The 14,884-nt window shown below is 67.8% G+C and carries 14 protein-coding genes and 1 rRNA gene; 7 read left to right on the forward strand and 8 right to left on the reverse strand.

All coding sequences use genetic code 11. From position 1 onward, the window contains the following. The first annotated feature begins 115 nt into the window (after positions 1–115). A complete protein-coding gene (locus tag DK368_RS20170; protein ID WP_114395781.1) occupies positions 116–688 on the forward strand; it encodes a hypothetical protein in 573 nt (190 codons plus the stop codon). 207 nt (positions 689–895) lie between these two features. Then, complete coding sequence (locus tag DK368_RS20175) at positions 896–1,555, forward strand: hypothetical protein (RefSeq protein ID WP_155524656.1); 660 nt, start codon at positions 896–898, stop codon at positions 1,553–1,555. Positions 1,556–1,830: 275 nt separating this feature from the next. Here the strand turns inward: DK368_RS20175 and DK368_RS22350 are convergent, their stop codons facing one another. From DK368_RS22350 to hppD, 4 genes are all read right to left on the reverse strand, one after another. Then, positions 1,831–2,859, reverse strand: a complete 1,029-nt coding sequence (locus DK368_RS22350; protein WP_114395783.1) for a PocR ligand-binding domain-containing protein — start codon at positions 2,857–2,859, stop codon at positions 1,831–1,833. 225 nt (positions 2,860–3,084) lie between these two features. Further along, positions 3,085–3,537, reverse strand: coding sequence for a MaoC family dehydratase (locus DK368_RS20185; RefSeq protein WP_114395784.1), 453 nt, complete (start codon positions 3,535–3,537; stop codon positions 3,085–3,087). 134 nt (positions 3,538–3,671) lie between these two features. After that, the gene (locus DK368_RS20190) at positions 3,672–3,878 is read right to left on the reverse strand and encodes a hypothetical protein (RefSeq protein WP_114395785.1); all 207 of its coding nucleotides are present in this window, start codon (positions 3,876–3,878) and stop codon (positions 3,672–3,674) included. A gap of 343 nt (positions 3,879–4,221) precedes the next feature. Next, entirely contained in the window at positions 4,222–5,325 is a 1,104-nt protein-coding gene (gene hppD, locus DK368_RS20195) for a 4-hydroxyphenylpyruvate dioxygenase (RefSeq protein WP_240002588.1), read from the reverse strand. A gap of 150 nt (positions 5,326–5,475) precedes the next feature. On the opposite strand from hppD, the gene DK368_RS20200 reads away from it, so the two are divergent. The 3 genes from DK368_RS20200 (at position 5,476) to phhA (ending at position 8,162) form a co-directional block, all read left to right on the forward strand. Further along, positions 5,476–5,946 carry an Lrp/AsnC family transcriptional regulator gene (locus DK368_RS20200; protein WP_114395786.1) on the forward strand — a complete coding sequence of 157 codons (471 nt, stop codon included), beginning with the start codon at positions 5,476–5,478 and terminating at the stop codon, positions 5,944–5,946. Between the two features lie 79 nt (positions 5,947–6,025). After that, the gene (locus DK368_RS20205; RefSeq protein ID WP_240002590.1) at positions 6,026–6,922 is read left to right on the forward strand and encodes an alpha/beta fold hydrolase; all 897 of its coding nucleotides are present in this window, start codon (positions 6,026–6,028) and stop codon (positions 6,920–6,922) included. 310 nt (positions 6,923–7,232) lie between these two features. Beyond that, complete coding sequence (gene phhA, locus DK368_RS20210; protein ID WP_114395788.1) at positions 7,233–8,162, forward strand: phenylalanine 4-monooxygenase; 930 nt, start codon at positions 7,233–7,235, stop codon at positions 8,160–8,162. 37 nt (positions 8,163–8,199) lie between these two features. On the opposite strand, the gene DK368_RS20215 is transcribed toward phhA, so the two are convergent. Next, positions 8,200–8,547 carry a hypothetical protein gene (locus DK368_RS20215; protein WP_114395789.1) on the reverse strand — a complete coding sequence of 116 codons (348 nt, stop codon included), beginning with the start codon at positions 8,545–8,547 and terminating at the stop codon, positions 8,200–8,202. Positions 8,548–8,747: 200 nt separating this feature from the next. Further along, positions 8,748–9,608 carry a pirin family protein gene (locus DK368_RS20220; protein ID WP_114395790.1) on the reverse strand — a complete coding sequence of 287 codons (861 nt, stop codon included), beginning with the start codon at positions 9,606–9,608 and terminating at the stop codon, positions 8,748–8,750. Between the two features lie 130 nt (positions 9,609–9,738). Between DK368_RS20220 and DK368_RS20225 the strand changes: the two genes are divergently transcribed. Then, positions 9,739–11,322 carry a catalase gene (locus tag DK368_RS20225; protein ID WP_114395791.1) on the forward strand — a complete coding sequence of 528 codons (1,584 nt, stop codon included), beginning with the start codon at positions 9,739–9,741 and terminating at the stop codon, positions 11,320–11,322. A gap of 78 nt (positions 11,323–11,400) precedes the next feature. On the opposite strand, the gene DK368_RS20230 is transcribed toward DK368_RS20225, so the two are convergent. Both DK368_RS20230 and DK368_RS20235 read right to left on the reverse strand, forming a co-directional pair. Continuing rightward, positions 11,401–12,816 carry an APC family permease gene (locus DK368_RS20230; protein ID WP_114395792.1) on the reverse strand — a complete coding sequence of 472 codons (1,416 nt, stop codon included), beginning with the start codon at positions 12,814–12,816 and terminating at the stop codon, positions 11,401–11,403. 3 nt (positions 12,817–12,819) lie between these two features. Continuing rightward, on the reverse strand, positions 12,820–13,701 hold the full coding sequence (locus tag DK368_RS20235) for an SAM-dependent methyltransferase (RefSeq protein WP_114395793.1): 882 nt from the start codon (positions 13,699–13,701) through the stop codon (positions 12,820–12,822). Positions 13,702–14,547: 846 nt separating this feature from the next. Here DK368_RS20235 and DK368_RS20240 point away from each other — a divergent pair. Then, a 16S ribosomal RNA gene (locus DK368_RS20240) occupies positions 14,548–14,884 on the forward strand; the annotation flags it as partial.

Consider the following 14,884-nt stretch of genomic DNA (forward strand, 5'->3'; position numbering starts at 1 on the left):
TGGCCCCACAGGCTGCGCTGGTGAAGCTGCGCGCCAAGGAGGTGGCCGCCGTTGAGACGGCGGCCACAACCTCTGCGGAGTCACAATAGAAATCCGCTGGCGTCATGAGGCGAGCATGCGCGTTTCCAAATGGGTTTCCGTGATGCTCTGGAGTCTGAAACATCAATTTTATGCGGCAGCGGTGCTCGCGCTGGCTGTGGTTTTGCTGCGATTGCCTTGGCAGTGGTTAGCCCTGTCCGCTGTCCTGCCGTTGCTCATTGAGATGCCAAGTTACTGGCCCCGGCGGCTGACCAGGGAGAGGTGGGAGGCCGTCATGAGGGAGCCGGTTGTCCATTTCACGACTCCGGCACAGGCCTTGGAGATGGTTCGTGACGGTGCCAGCCGAACGGGTGGCAAGCCCGGTTGGATCCACATCCGCCCATCGGCGGCCAAGCTGGACGCGGTGGGGCTTGGCGGTCGGAAGGCGGCCTACGCCTTCTCCGGTTTCCCGTCCCCGAACGTCTGGCTCCGCAACGTCGGGAAGCACGCCACAGCCGCTATCGTGATCAACCCTGCCGATCTCCAGGAGATTAGATACCGCACCGGTGACGGCGCCCTCATGCTCCTTGGCGGATACCATGGGGCCGCTGAAATTCTGATGGTCCGGCCGGATTCGCAGGGCCAGTGCATGGTTCTGGAGCCGTTCTGATGCAGTGGAAGCCCGCTTCTCATCACAGACCTTTGGGCCAACGCATGTCAGCCGATCCATTGCCCACCCCCATAGCCCTGATCCGCGAGCGCATGCGTGAGTGCCGGGTCCCGCTCCTTGACACGGAGGTACTGCTCGACAGCTACTCTCCGCAGCCGTTCAGCCTGGGGGCATTTCGGGAACTCGTGTGCGATCGCGATGCCCCCCGTGCTTTATGGCTTTATCGACGTGCCTATCCAGGCCGTGGTTGCGCTGGGCAGAGCAGACGGACTTCTGGGGAACCGGGACACTTGGCGGACGGTCGTGAACAAGGGAGTCCACGGCCGTGGCTGGACCCACGGTGTCTTCGATTATTTCGACAGCGATATTTTGGACAGGCCTTTCCCCGCCGAAGGCGCGAGAGGCATCTTGGAACTCTCCTGCGTCGGCGGCGCGGCCACCTGTGCGAATGGCAACCATCGTCTGGCGGGGGCCTTGGCCTGGATCGCGTCCACCCGGCCCCATGACCCCGTATTGCGCAAAGTGCTGATAAGGGCTGCCCCGGTCCGGCGGAACCTTGTCGCCAGCATCCTCAAGCTCAGATCATGGGGCGCCAAGTTCGCGTGCGCTATGGGCTTAGTGGAGGGGCGTCATGAAACCGTGCTCCGGGTGACGCGGGGGGGCATTGCCAGGACCTACTGCGTTCACGGAGGCGCCCTTGAGCGGCGCTATGACTGGCGTGAGCGTTACACACCGTGGCGCCGTCCTCTCGACCATGAAGGCAGCTGGCATTGGTGGGCAATCCCGGACTCGGTGCTGGACGCTTGGTCCGACAGCAGCTGGCTGGACCGGCAGGCGGGAAGCCTGAGCGAAAGGGAGTTCGCCTGATCGCGTGGGCGCCCTCGCCCCAGTGTCATCTGCCCACCCGGCTTGCTGAAAGCAGTGGTCGCCTTCGTCCCATCGCCTCCGGAGCGGGTTTGGGCGGCGTTCGACAGGGTGAGCGAGCGAATTTTCACCGAACTGGCTTTCGTGGGATCGCGTCCGTCCGCGGGCGCGGTCCCCGTGGTCCTCGTGGTCCGTGGATGTGCTGCCATGGGCCGGATTTTCAGAGGCGGGGTGCCCGCGTCATCCGCTGCGGTGGCGGATGACGCGGGTGCCCGGGGTCAGCCGGCGCGGCGGGCGCCGGCCAGGGCGCCGATCTCCGTGGCGTAGGCGCTGACCTTGCCGCACTGGGTCTGCAGCGTGTCCACGGCGCTGCGCTGGGCCTGCAGGCGCCCCTCCAGCTTCCGGCCCAGCTCCTGGATGTCGTTCAGCACCTTCTGGATGCCGGTGGTCAGGGCGCCGATCTGGCGGGCGGTGTCGGCCGAGTTTTCCGACAGGGCACGCACCTCCTTGGCCACGACGGAGAAGCCCTGGCCCTGCTGGCCGGCCCGTGCCGCCTCGATGGAGGCGTTGAGGCCCAGCATCTTGCTCTGGCGGGCGATGGTGGTGATGGCCTCCAGCACGCGCAGGATATCGCTGACCGAGGTGTCGATGCGGTCGAGATTGGCCGACAGGGTCTCGTGCCCGGCCTGGACGGCCTCGCTCTGGGTGCGGCACTGCTCGGACGAGGCCGACAATGTCTGCATGTCTTCCTGGATGCAGTCGGAAATGGCGCTGATCGAGCGGCTCTGGTACCAGAAATCGCCCATGCGCGAGGCGATGAGATACATCAGCTCGCCCGCGGCCTGGATCTGCTCACGCGGGACCACCTTGACCTGGCGCAGGGCCGCCAGATAGGTCTCCGGGTCGATGCCCAGCTCCTGGGCATAGCGCGTGTGTTTCTGTTCATCGAGGGCGCCGGGCAGGATCTGGCCGGCGGTCAGCGAGCCGACCAGCTGGCCATTGACGATGATGGGGGCGGCCAGATCGGTCAGCCCGGCATGGCAGTCATAGATGGCGCAGCGGCCGCTTTCCCGCGACTGGACGCCGCCCTTCAGGTCGCAGGCATTGCAGCGGCGGGCGCCTTCCGGGTTCTTGCGCATCACGTCCATGCAGAACCGGGTGAAACCGCTGCCCTCGGTCACCGGCTCACGCGTGTCAACGGTTACTGCTGCCAGTCCCGTGGCGCGGGAGAAAGCATCCTGGACCTTTTGCCAGAACTCCCGCTCCATGATCTGCGAGAGTTCGGCATTCTTCGTCGTCTCAAGCATGATAAACGCCTTCTTGTCTGGAGCATGATCAAATCCTCAGCCAGTGTGCTTGGAAGGATAGACAAGAAGGCGCAGTGCGAGAATAGGCCTTTATTTAATATTGCTGCGCATCGGGTGCGGCAAAGTGGCTGCCATATTTAAGTATTGGTATGTTTCTATGAATTTTCCCGCGGAACCGTTCCGGCGCGGAGCCATCGCTGGAACGGCTGTGGTGGCCGGTCCCGTTCAGGGCCGGGCCGGCCGGCGGGGCACCAGCATGCGCGAGGTCAGACGCTGCACCACCTCGCCCCGCTGGTTGCGGGTTTCGCTGCGCAGGACGGCGATGCCGCGGTCGGGCTTGCTGCGCGACGGCGTGACCTCCACCACCTCGGTGAAGACCTGCAGCGTGTCGCCCGGCCGTGTCGGGTGCGGCCAGGTGAGGTCCACCCCGGCACCGACGAAGCCGCCGGCGATGCGGACATCGCCCGTCACCATCAGGCGCATGGTCAGGGCCGCCGTATGCCAGCCGCTGGCGGCCAGCCCGCCGAAGATGGAGCGGGCACCGGCCTCCTCATCCAGATGGAAGGGCTGGGGATCGAAGGCGGCGGCGAAGGTCTTGATGTCGTCCGCCGTCAGGGCGTGGGTGGCGCTGGTGAAGCGCTGGCCGGGCTGGAGATCCTCAAGATAAAGCGCGGTCATGTGGCGGGTCCTCCCTGGTCTGGTCCGGTGGTCATTGGTCCGCCACCGGCGTGCCCGACCTTCTTGCCCGGGATCGCCGGACCCGTCCAGCCCCCAATTCCCGGCCCGGCGGCCACCCGGCGCCGGCCTTGTCCTCAGCCCGGTCCCAGCGCGGCGCGCAGGGCCTGGCGCGACAGGTCGGTCAGCGCGGTGCGCAGCCGTTCGATCTCCGTGGCCGCGGCCTCGTAATCCACGATCAGCCCGCCCACCAGCGTGGCGGGGTCGTCCGCCTGCTCGGGATAGCGCTCACGGGCGCGGGCGGCGCGGCGGCGCAGGCGGTCGGTGATGTTTTCCTCGGACATGGAGCCTCGGGCCTGGGGGTTGCTGGCCCAGGGTTAAAGCATGGCCGCCGCCGGACGGCCAGGGGGCGGCGACGAAAAAGGGCGGACCCCGCCGGCTCCGCCCTTTCCCTGTCACACATGTCCCGGCCGCGGTCTTATACCCATCTCCCTTGATCGTGACCGGGAGATTTCAGGTTCCCTCCGTCGCCGGGCGCTGCCTCCGGCAGCTTGGCTTGCGCGCACAGGGATGCGCGGGCCGACGGTCGCCGGCCTCCAACCCGCCTAAAGCTCAACCTTTAGGCAGGTTGGTCTTATCCCTGCCGCGGTCTTATCCCGGCCAGGGTCTTCGGCCGGCCGGACGGGATCACACCTTCAGCACGCCGCGGCGGATCTGATCGCGCTCCATGCTCTCGAACAGGGCCTTGAAGTTGCCCTCGCCGAAACCGTCATCGCCCTTGCGCTGGATGATCTCGAAGAAGATCGGGCCGATCACCGTCTGGGTGAAGATCTGCAGCAGCAGCCGGTTGTCCTTGCCGTCCAGCAGGATGCCGCGCTGCTGCAGGGCCGCCACATCCTGGCCATGGCCGGGCAGCCGCTCGTCCAGCATCTCGTAATAGGTCTCCGGCGGCGCCGTCATGAAGGCCACGCCATTGGCCTTCAGCGTGTCGAAGGTGTGGATGATGTCGTCGGTCAGCAGGGCCACATGCTGGATGCCCTCGCCCTTGTAATCGCGGATGAACTCCTGGATCTGGTCGATCTTCTCATCCCCCTCGCTGGCCTTGGATTCATTGATGGGGATGCGGATCTTGCCGCAGGGGGCGGTCAGCGCCCGGCTGGTCAGGCCGGTATATTCACCGCTGATGTCGAAATAGCGGATCTGCTGGAAATTGAAGATCTTGCCGTAGAAATCGAAGAAATGGTCCATCCGGCCCTTGCGCACATTGTGGGTCAGATGGTCGATGAGCCTCAGCCCGGCACCCGCCGGGTGCTGGTCCACGCCCGGCTCCGGCACGAAGTCGATGTCGTAGATGCTGGGGCTGGTGTAGCGGTCCACCAGATAGATCAGGCTGCCGCCGATGCCTCCGATGGCCGGTATGTTCAGCTCCATGGGGCCGGCGGTGCCCGGAACCACGGTGGCGCCGTTCTCCACGGCGCGGCGCAGGGCGGTGGCGGCATCGCGGACGCGGAAGGCCATGGCGCAGGCGCTGGGGCCGTGGGCCCGGGCGAACTGCCGGGCCAGGCTGTCCGGTTCGGCATTGAGGATGAAGTTGATGTCGCCCTGGCGGTACAGGCTGACGGCCTTGGACCGGTGGCGCGCCACCCGGGTGAAGCCCATGGACAGGAACAGCCGGTCCAGTGCGCCCGTATCCTCGGCGGTGAATTCCACGAATTCGAACCCGTCGGTGCCGGCCGGGTTGTCCCACAGGCTTGCCGGTGACGCCGGGGGTGTCGCCATGCCGTCGGCCATCGTTTCCTCCTGCTGTGTTCCGACCACGCGGGCGCGGTCGCTTTTCCGCAAGGATAGGGCCGGGCATGGGGGCATGTCCTTGCGAACTTCATCGGGAATCGGCAGGCTGGCGCAATAATTCACCAAGAAACATAATCAGGGAGGAACCCCGTGGCCAAACCGGCACTCGACGCGGCAGATCTGCGCATCCTGGACGCGCTCCAGCGCAATGGGCGCCTGTCCAATGTGGATCTGGCCGAGCAGGTGGGCCTGTCGCCCAGCCCCTGTCTGCGCCGGGTGCGCGATCTGGAGGAGGCGGGCTATATCCAGGGCTATGCCGCCCTGCTGGACCGGCGCCGGCTCGGCTTCGGCGTCGTGGCCTTTGTCGAGGTCAAGATCGACCAGAACGCCGAAGGCGATGCCCGCTTCCGCCAGGCGGTGGAGCGCATCCCCGAAGTGGTGTCCTGCTTCGTCATGACCGGCACCATGGATTATCTGCTGCAGGTGGTGGTGCCCGACCTGGACGCCTTCGCCGAGGTCAGCATGCGCCGGCTGCTGCAGATCCCCGGCGTCAAGGATGTGCGGTCCAGCTTCGTGCTGGACGTGGTGAAGCACGGCACGGCCCTGCCGCTGGGGCGGTGACCGCCCGAAACCCGTCATCTTCTCCTGTTATCCTTCCGGGAGCATGGACAGCGGGGCCGGGACACGCCACGTGCTGGGGATGAGCCGCATCACTGCACCGAACCGGCCGCCCGCGGCCGGGTCCCGTCACGACGCCACGGTTATGCTCCCCGACGGGCGCCGGCTGGGCTATGCCTGCTATGGCGATGCGGACGGGCCGCCGGTCGTCTATCTCCATGGCTATCCCAGCTCGCGGCTGGAGCCCGGCCTGATGCCGCCGCTGCGCGGGGTCCGCCTGATCGCGCCGGACCGGCCGGGCTATGGCCTGTCCGATGCCCGGCCCGGCCGCACCCTGCTGGACTGGCCGGCCGATGTGGCCGCCCTGCTGGATGCCCTCGGCCTGGACCGGGTGGCCCTGGTCGGCATGTCGGGCGGCGGGCCTTATGCCGCCGCCTGCGCCTATGCCATCCCCGACCGGCTGACGGCCACGGCCCTGGTCTGTCCGCTGGGGCCGCCGGGGCTGGGCTGGGAAGCCGGCAGCCCGGCCGGGTTGCTGCTCAATCTCGGGCGCCGGCCGCGGGCCCTGCGCATGACCGCCCACATGGCGCGCCGGCTGGTCAATGGGCGCGACCCCGTGGCCCTGGCCCGGCTGCTGCGCCGGGGCCTGGGCCTGCCCTACGCCACGCCCGACCTGATGCAGAACCAGTTCGGCAGCCGGCTGGTGGCCGGCTGGCGCGAGGCGCTGCGCACGGGCGTGGACGGGCCGCTGGACGATGCCTGCATCTATGCCGCCCCCTGGGGCTTCGCGGCGGCCGGCATCGGCGGCCGCGTCAGCATCTGGCACGGGCTGGCGGACCGCACCGTGCCGCCGGCCGCCGGCCGCTGGTATGCCGCCCAGATCCCCGGGGCCAAGGCCCGCTTCCTGCCCGGCGAGGGGCATTTCTCGCTGGTGTTCAACCATCACCGGGAGATCCTGGACGATCTGCTGGGGCGCTGACCCGGCCTTTGCCCCGCCGCCGATATCGGCCGGTGAAGGCCCCTCCGGCAAAAGGCCCCCGGCAAAAGGCCCCCGGCAAAAGATTGCGCCGGTGAAGCACCGGGCGGCAGGACCTTGCCCCCGGCCGGACCCACCCGGCCGGGATCGCAAGGATATGGCGCTCCGCCCGCGGTAAAATTGCGGACCATGAAGAAACCGCCGGGCTGCGTCATCGCGCGCCGGGCGCAGGCGGGCATGAACCCGCGGACCGCCGGCCGCCAAGGCTCGTCCCTTGACCGGCCGGCATGACAGATCGGGAGGAGACAGGCTCATGACCAAGGCCAGCGACGCGGGGGACGGCTTCAAGCAGCAGACCGCCAGCTCCGGCAAGACCGGCAAACCGTTGCGTGGCGATTATTCCGCCATGGCGGCGGATTTCAGCATCGACCAGGGGTGGGCGACCTACAGCGCCGCCGAGCATGGGCGCTGGCGCAGCCTGTACCAGCGGCAATCGCGGCTGCTGCCCCGCTACGCCGCGCGGGAGTTCATGGACTGTCTGGCCCGGCTGGAGGCCGGCGACGGCATCCCCGATTTCCGCCGCGCCAGCGACCGGCTGCAGCGGGCGACCGGCTGGCAGATCGTGGCCGTGCCCGGCCTGATCCCGGAAGAGGCCTTCTTCGCGCATCTGGCCAACCGGCGCTTCCCCGTCACCAACTGGATCCGGCGCCCGGAGGAGATGGATTATCTGGAGGAGCCGGACGTCTTCCACGACTTCTTCGGCCATGTGCCGCTGCTGCTGCACCCGGTGTTCGCCGACTATATGCAGGCCTATGGCCAGGGCGGGCTGCGGGCCCGCCGCCTGGGCCGCATGGAGAATCTGGCCCGGCTCTACTGGTACACGGTGGAGTTCGGCCTGATCCGCCAGGACGGTGGGATCCGCGTCTATGGCGCCGGCATCCTGTCCTCGGCCGGGGAAACGCCCTATGCCGTGGACGACCCGTCCCCCAACCGCATCGGCTTCGATCTCGAGCGGGTCATGCGCACCCGCTACCGCATCGATGATTATCAGCAGACCTATTTCGTCATCGACAGCTATGACCAGCTGTTCCAGGCGACGGGTGCCGATTTCGGCCCGCTCTATGACCGTCTGGCCGGCGGGCCGGAGCATGCCCCGGCCGATGTGCTGGCCGGTGACCGGGTCTTCACCCGCGGCACCCAGGCCCGTGCGCAGGCGGCGGGCGGCGGGCTGGCCGCGGAATAGGGCCGCGGCGGAAGAGGTGGCGGAAGAGAGGGAGGGGTCAGCCGCGACGGGGGGTGACGCGCACCGGCACGGCCAGGGCGGCCAGCAGCGGCGGGCGTGCCCGGTGGCCGCCATCCCGCCCGTTCTCGTCGTCGGGATAGGGCAGCAGCATCACTGCCGTGCCGATCTGCACGCTGCCGAAGGTCAGCCCCATGAAGAACCACAGCAGCAGGGCCGGCACCGGTGCCAGATCGGATTTCTGCATCAGTGTGGCGATACCGCCCAGATCGCTCCAGAACAGGGCCAGCATGGCCAGGGCCGACAGGCCGAACCCGACGACGCCGTGGGCCAGCATGAAGCGGATCAGCGGGGGCAGGCGGCGCAGGGCGGTCAGGGGCGGAGTCATCAGCGGTCTCCTGGTCGAAGGATGGCGGGCGGAACCGTGCCTCAGGGTGGCGGATGCCCGGCCCCGCCGTCCTTGCGATTCAGCAAAGGGGGCGGTTCAGCAAAGGGGGCGGTTCAGCAAAGAAAAGGGTTGGGCAAACCGTTCCTCTTGGCAAGGGTGCGGCCGGGTCCGGTTTGGGGTCCGGACCGCGGCCCGACGGGTCACAGGCCCGGAACCGTGCCAAACAGGCCGGCCTGGTAATCCTGCACCGCCTGCACGATCTCGTCCCGTGTGTTCATGACAAAGGGGCCGTGCGCCACGATGGGCTCGGCGAATGGTTCGCCATGGCCGAACAGCAGGATGGCGCCGTCATCGCCCGCCGTCAGATCCAGCCCGTCGCCGTCCCCGTCCAGCTCCACCAGATGGAAGGCGGGGGCCGCCTGTCCGCCGATATCGATCCCGCCACGCACAGTATAAAGGAAGACGGCATGGCCCGGCGGCAGCGGCGCCTGGAAGCGGGCGCCGGGGTCCAGATGCACCGTCATCAGCGTCAATCCGGTCAGGCTCCGCACCGGGCCGGCGACACCGTTCCAGGCGCCGGTCACCGGCACCACCCGCACGCCCCCGGCCGTGGCCACCGGCAGGTCGGCCGCCTGCAGGCCCACATAGCGCGGTTCGGTCAGCTTCAGCCGGGCCGGCAGGTTGACCCAGAGCTGCAGGATCTCCAGCGGGCCACCCCGGCGCTTGAAGCCGGCCGGCGACAGCTCGGCATGAACCAGGCCACGTCCGGCCGTCATCCACTGCACCCCGCCGGCGGTGATGATGCTCTCATGCCCGCCGGAATCCAGATGCGCCAGCTCGCCGTCCAGGATGAAGGTCACGGTCTCGAAGCCGCGATGGGGGTGCGGCCCGAAGGGCAGGCCGCGATTGCCCGGCGCATAGGTCTGCGGCCCGTGATGGTTCAGGAACAGGAACGGGTCGAGATGGGGCAGGCGCGGTCCCGGCAGCGGCCGGCGGGTGACCAGATCGCCGATATCGTCGCGCAGGGCGGGATGCAGGCGGCGGAGGGAGCGGGAGCGCATTCCAGGAAACCTCGGAGCAGGAAGTAGGAACAATTCTAGAATTATTCCAAGTCGAAGGGAACTGTCCCCGGCCGGGTCAGTTGCGGTGATCGATGCGGGCCGCGGCCCGCCTTGCGCCGGGGAGGAGGCCATGAGCGACGGACAGCTGACCACACGTCAGGGACATCCGGTCTATGACAACCAGAGCCTGCGCAGCGTGGGCGAGCGCGGGCCGGCGACGCTGGAGAACTATCAGTTCATCGAGAAGATCACCCATTTCGACCGCGAACGCATCCCGGAACGGGTGGTTCATGCCCGCGGCACCGGTGCCCATGGTTATTTCGAACCTTATGGCCGCATCGGCGACCAGCCGGCCGCGACCTATACACGGGCCAAGGTGCTGACCCGGACTGGGGTGCGCACGCCGGTGTTCATCCGCTTCTCCACCGTGATCGGCTCCAAGGACAGCCCGGAGACGGCCCGCGATCCGCGCGGCTTCGCCATCAAGTTCAAGACGGAGGAGGGCGTCTGGGATCTGGTGGGCAACAATCTCAAGGTCTTCTTCATCCGGGACGCCATCAAGTTCCCGGACATGATCCACGCCTTCAAGCCGGACCCCGTCAGCAACCGGCAGGAGCCATGGCGCTTCTACGATTTCGTCATGCACCACCCGGAAAGCCTGCATATGGTGACCTGGGTGAAGAGTCCCTGGGGCATCCCCGCCGATTACCGGCACATGCAGGGCTCCAGCGTGAACACCTACAAGCTGGTCAACGACCAGGGCGAGGCCTGGCTGTGCAAATTCTCCTTCGAGCCCAGGCTGGGGGTGCGGAACCTGACCAGCGGCGAGGCGGCGGAAATTCAGGCCCGTGACGTCGGTCACGCCACCCGCGACCTGCACGATGCCATCGAGCGCGGCGACTTCCCGGAATGGGAAATGTGTGTGCAGCTGATGAGCGACGACGCCCATCCCGAGCTGGATTTCGATCCGCTGGACGACACCAAGCGCTGGCCGGAGGACAGGTTCCCGCTGCTGCCGGTGGGCCGCGTGGTGCTGGACCGCAACCCCTCGAACTTCTTCGCCGAGGTGGAGCAGGCCGCCTTCGGTACCGGCGTGCTGGTGGACGGCATCGACTTCTCCGACGACAAGATGCTGCAGGGGCGGACCCTGTCCTACTCCGATACCCAGCGCTACCGCGTGGGTGCCAACTATTTGCAGCTGCCCGTCAATGCCCCGGCCACGCCGGCCCGCACCAACCAGCGCGACGGGCAGATGGCCTATCATGTGGATGCGGCCGGGGAGAATCCGCGGGTGAACTACGAACCCAGCTCCATGGGCGGCCTGCGCGAGACGGACCGGACGGCCCGGGAATACCACCCGTGGGTGGAGGGCCATCTCGGCCGCTACCAGACCACCCGCACGGCCGATGACTACAGGCAGGCCGGCGACCGCTACCGCAGCTTCGACGAGCGGGAGCGTGACGACCTCATCGCCAATCTGGTGGAAGACATGAAGGCCTGCCCCGAGCACATCGCCCTGCGCATGGTCTGGCATTTCTGGCACTGCGACGAGGATTACGGGCGCCGGGTGGCCGAGGGCGCCGGGCTGGACCTGGAGAAGGCCAGGGCCCTGCCGCCGCTGCCGGGCAAGCCGCCGCCGGGCCGGAACCGGCCGGGCAGCACGTATACCAGTGGCAAGCGCGAAGGGACGGCGAGCCAGGCGGCGGCCGAATAGCTGGCGGAGCGGATGCCGTCCTGGATGCAGATCGGGGGGCGGGGCCCGTGGTTTCCATGGCGGTTCCCGCCCCTTTCCCTATGGCGGGCTCCCGTCGCGTTCCCTCTCCCGCCCGGGGCGTCGGCCGTGGGCGACCAGGGCATAGGCCGGCAGCCCCAGGGCCAGCACCGCCACCCCGACCAGCGCGCCCCAGCCGGTATGGACCAGGCTGGCATGGAGCATGAACAGGCAGGCCGCGCAGAACAGCGCCGGCGTCAGCGGGTAGAGGGGCACCCGGAACCGGGCCGGCAGCCTCAGCTGGCGGAAGCGGAACAGGGCCAGGCCGGTCAGCAGCAGGAACAGCCAGAAGGCCGGGGCGGTGAATTCCACCATGGCGGTGAAGCCATCGCGGGCCAGGGCGCCCAGGCCGACCAGGGCCAGGCTGATCCCCCCCTGCACCAGCAGGGCGCCCACGGGCGTGCCGCGCCGCCCGTCCCAACGGCCCAGCAGGGACAGCCGCGGATAGTCCCGGCCCAGGGCGAAGGCGGCGCGGGCCCCGGTGAAGAGGGCGGCATTCAGCGTGCTCAGCGTGGCTGCGGCCACCAGCAGGGCGATGGCCTGCCCGCCCCGCGGCCCCAGCGTCGCTTCCGCCAGGGTGGCCGCCACCGTGTCGGACCGGGCCACGCCGTCCAGCCCCAGCACATGCAGATAGGCGGCATTCATCACCACATAGAGGGTGACGATGGCGGCCAGCCCCAGCAGCAGTACGCGCTGCATGCTGCGTCCCACATCCCGCAACTCGCCAGCCAGATAGGCCGCCTCGTTCCACCCGCCATAGGTCAGCAGCACGAAGATCATGGCGGCCCCGGCCACGGTGACGCTCCCGGACGGTGGCGGTGCCGACAGACGGGTGGCTGCCGCCTCCGTTCCCAGACTGGCGGCGGCGAGCACCAGGATGCCCAGCAGCAGCAGCCCGGTGAGGACTCCCTGGGCCCGGGTGCCGGCTGCCGCCCCGGCGCAGTTGACCGCCGTGAGAACCAGAACCGCCAGGGCGGCATAGAGGGCCGCGCCGACGGGGCCACCCGGCAGCAGGATGTGCAGATAATCGCCGAAGACGAAGGCGACGGCAGCGATGGCCCCGGTCTGCACCACGGCCAGCCGGGTCCAGGCGAACAGGAACCCCACCGGCCGGCCCCAGGCGCGGGTCAGGAAGCGGTATTCCCCTCCCACATCCGCCAGGGTGGAGGCCAGTTCGGCATAGACCAGGGCCCCCACCAGCGACACCAGCCCGCCCGCCAGCCAGAGCAGCAGGAAGTCGGACTGGCTGCCGGCATTGGCGGCCACCAGGGCCGGCGCCTTGAAGATGCCCACGCCGACCACGGTGCCCACCAGCAGCACCACCCCGTCCCAGGTGGACAGGCCGGGGGCCGGCCTGTCCACCCTCGATCCGCCCGCGGCCGGGTGGGCGGCGGTGCTGGCCGCCGGCTCCGATCCGGCCCGATCCTCGACAGCCATGGCTCAGCCGGTCCGCGTGGCGGTCCAGGGGGCGCCGTCCGCCGTGGTGCCGGACATGCGGTTGCCCTGCACCGTCCCGGTGAAGCGGCGGGGCCTACCGTCCTCGCCCGGCAGGACGAAGCGGATGTCCGTGCCCGTCAGGCTCCCCTCCTGCAGGGCGTGGCTGCCGCCCAGCATGCCGTCGATCCGCTGGTATTTCTGCTGCAGATTCAGGGTCCGGCTGCCGCCATTGCCTGCTGACAGCGACCACGTCCCCTGCACCCTGGCCGGCACCAGCCAGTGATAGATCTGCTTGCCGTCCACGGTCCGGGTCTCGTCGGGTTCCCAGTCATCCATGTCGAAGGCGTGGGAGACGACCCGCGTTCCCGGGGCCAGCCGGTCCAGGATCAGTGGCCGCAGGCGCAGATTGACCTGGGGCAGCAGATACATGGTCAGCACCGTGGCCTTGCCGATGTCGGTTTCGAACAGGTCCTGCTGCTTGAATTCCACCTGGGCGGAGACACCGGCCGCCGCGGCATTGGCTCTGGCTTCCTGGATGCGCTCGGGATTGAGGTCCACGCCCAGGCCGGGTGTCTGGTAGCGCTGGGCCGCAGTGACGACGATGCGCCCGTCGCCGGAGCCGAGATCGATCAGATAATCGCCGGGACCGGGCCGGGCCAGCTCCAGCATGGCGTCGACGACCGGTTGGGGCGTCGGCACATAGGGAACATCATACTGGGCTGCGGCCGGCGCTGCCGCGACCAGAAGCAGGGCGAGACAGGCGGACAGCCCGGCCCGGTGCCGGGGGACTTGGCCGGCCGCGGCGTCGAGGCTCGCCGACGGAGCCGGGGAGGCGGGAAGGCCAGCAGAGGCTGGCGGAACCAGAGGCTGCGGTGCAGGGGGCATGGCAGATGTCTCCTGTCTGGGCTCGCGGTGCCGGGCCGGTCGGGGACAGGCATCATCCCTTCCGCAGCCCTGCCATGGTGCGGGCAGGCGCAGCGACAACTGCAGGCGGCGCCCCTTGGTTCCCGGTCACCGGGCCTGCTCCGCCGTCCGTGAACGATCCCCGCCGGCCTCACCGCCCGATCTTGTTCCCGGCTTCTGTGAAGATTTTTTAAAATTCCTCTTTACAGGGTTTATGGGGAGGCCATATAAGCGCGCCTCCCGACGGGCTGCACGGCTGGTTGAGGAGGCGGACCTGGAGACGGGTTTGCGGGATCTTGAATAGAGTAGATAGGTTGGGACTGGGCCTTAAGGGGATCGCAAGTAATTGCGGTTTTGGTTCTGGGCGGCACGCAGTGTTGTTTGGGGCGGGGTTTGGTTCTGGCTTCTGGAATTTGCCCGATATATTGGGCTTCCTGGTCTGATGGCTGGGGAGTGGCGCTGAAAAAACTTCAAAAAAGCGTCACGGCGGTGTTGACAAGTTGGCGCCGCGGTCTTATATCACTGGGCATCGGGCGGCGCTGAGGCGCTGGCCGGTTCTTCCGGAGACGGTGGCGGGCGCGGGTCGCTTCAGTGGCGATCGGGTTGCTCTGCCGGGTTCCGGACGGGTTCTTGGACAAGTGAAGTTGGTGTTGAGAAGGGATGCGCAGGCGGCGGATCTTTGGTTGGGCCATGTTGGTTCGATTGGGGATGCTGGCGCATGTGCATCGGGTTAGGGTTTTGGCCCTGACCCATGTAGTTAAGCGTTGAAGTATCCCTGTCATGGAGATTGCGTTTCTGGGGTTTTGGCCTTGGAGATGTGATCGCATCAAACCTGAGAGTTTGATCCTGGCTCAGAACGAACGCTGGCGGCAGGCCTAACACATGCAAGTCGAACGCCCCTTCGGGGGAGTGGCGCACGGGTGAGTAACACGTGGGAACGTACCCTTCAGTTCGGGATAACGTCTGGAAACGGACGCTAATACCGGATACGTCCTTAGGGAGAAAGATTTATCGCTGAGGGAGCGGCCCGCGTCTGATTAGGTAGTTGGTGGGGTAATGGCCTACCAAGCCGACGATCAGTAGCTGGTCTGAGAGGATGATCAGCCACACTGGGACTGAGACACGGCCCAGACTCCTACGGGAGGCAGCAGTGGGGAATATTGGA

This window comes from Oleisolibacter albus (genome assembly GCF_003336875.1).
GTDB classification, from domain to species: Bacteria; Pseudomonadota; Alphaproteobacteria; order Azospirillales; family Azospirillaceae; genus Niveispirillum; species Niveispirillum album.

Excerpts from the sequence above, each read along its gene's own strand:
- DK368_RS20215 (WP_114395789.1), bottom strand. The coding sequence starts at position 8,547 with ATGACTCCGCCCCTGACCGCCCTGCGCCGCCTGCCCCCGCTGATCCGC.
- phhA (WP_114395788.1), top strand. The coding sequence starts at position 7,233 with ATGACCAAGGCCAGCGACGCGGGGGACGGCTTCAAGCAGCAGACCGCC.
- DK368_RS20230 (WP_114395792.1), bottom strand. The coding sequence starts at position 12,816 with ATGGCTGTCGAGGATCGGGCCGGATCGGAGCCGGCGGCCAGCACCGCC.
- DK368_RS20225 (WP_114395791.1), top strand. The coding sequence starts at position 9,739 with ATGAGCGACGGACAGCTGACCACACGTCAGGGACATCCGGTCTATGAC.
- hppD (WP_240002588.1), bottom strand. The coding sequence starts at position 5,325 with ATGGCCGACGGCATGGCGACACCCCCGGCGTCACCGGCAAGCCTGTGG.
- DK368_RS22350 (WP_114395783.1), bottom strand. The coding sequence starts at position 2,859 with ATGCTTGAGACGACGAAGAATGCCGAACTCTCGCAGATCATGGAGCGG.
- DK368_RS20190 (WP_114395785.1), bottom strand. The coding sequence starts at position 3,878 with ATGTCCGAGGAAAACATCACCGACCGCCTGCGCCGCCGCGCCGCCCGC.
- DK368_RS20185 (WP_114395784.1), bottom strand. The coding sequence starts at position 3,537 with ATGACCGCGCTTTATCTTGAGGATCTCCAGCCCGGCCAGCGCTTCACC.
- DK368_RS20205 (WP_240002590.1), top strand. The coding sequence starts at position 6,026 with ATGAGCCGCATCACTGCACCGAACCGGCCGCCCGCGGCCGGGTCCCGT.
- DK368_RS20220 (WP_114395790.1), bottom strand. The coding sequence starts at position 9,608 with ATGCGCTCCCGCTCCCTCCGCCGCCTGCATCCCGCCCTGCGCGACGAT.
- DK368_RS20235 (WP_114395793.1), bottom strand. The coding sequence starts at position 13,701 with ATGCCCCCTGCACCGCAGCCTCTGGTTCCGCCAGCCTCTGCTGGCCTT.
- DK368_RS20170 (WP_114395781.1), top strand. The coding sequence starts at position 116 with ATGCGCGTTTCCAAATGGGTTTCCGTGATGCTCTGGAGTCTGAAACAT.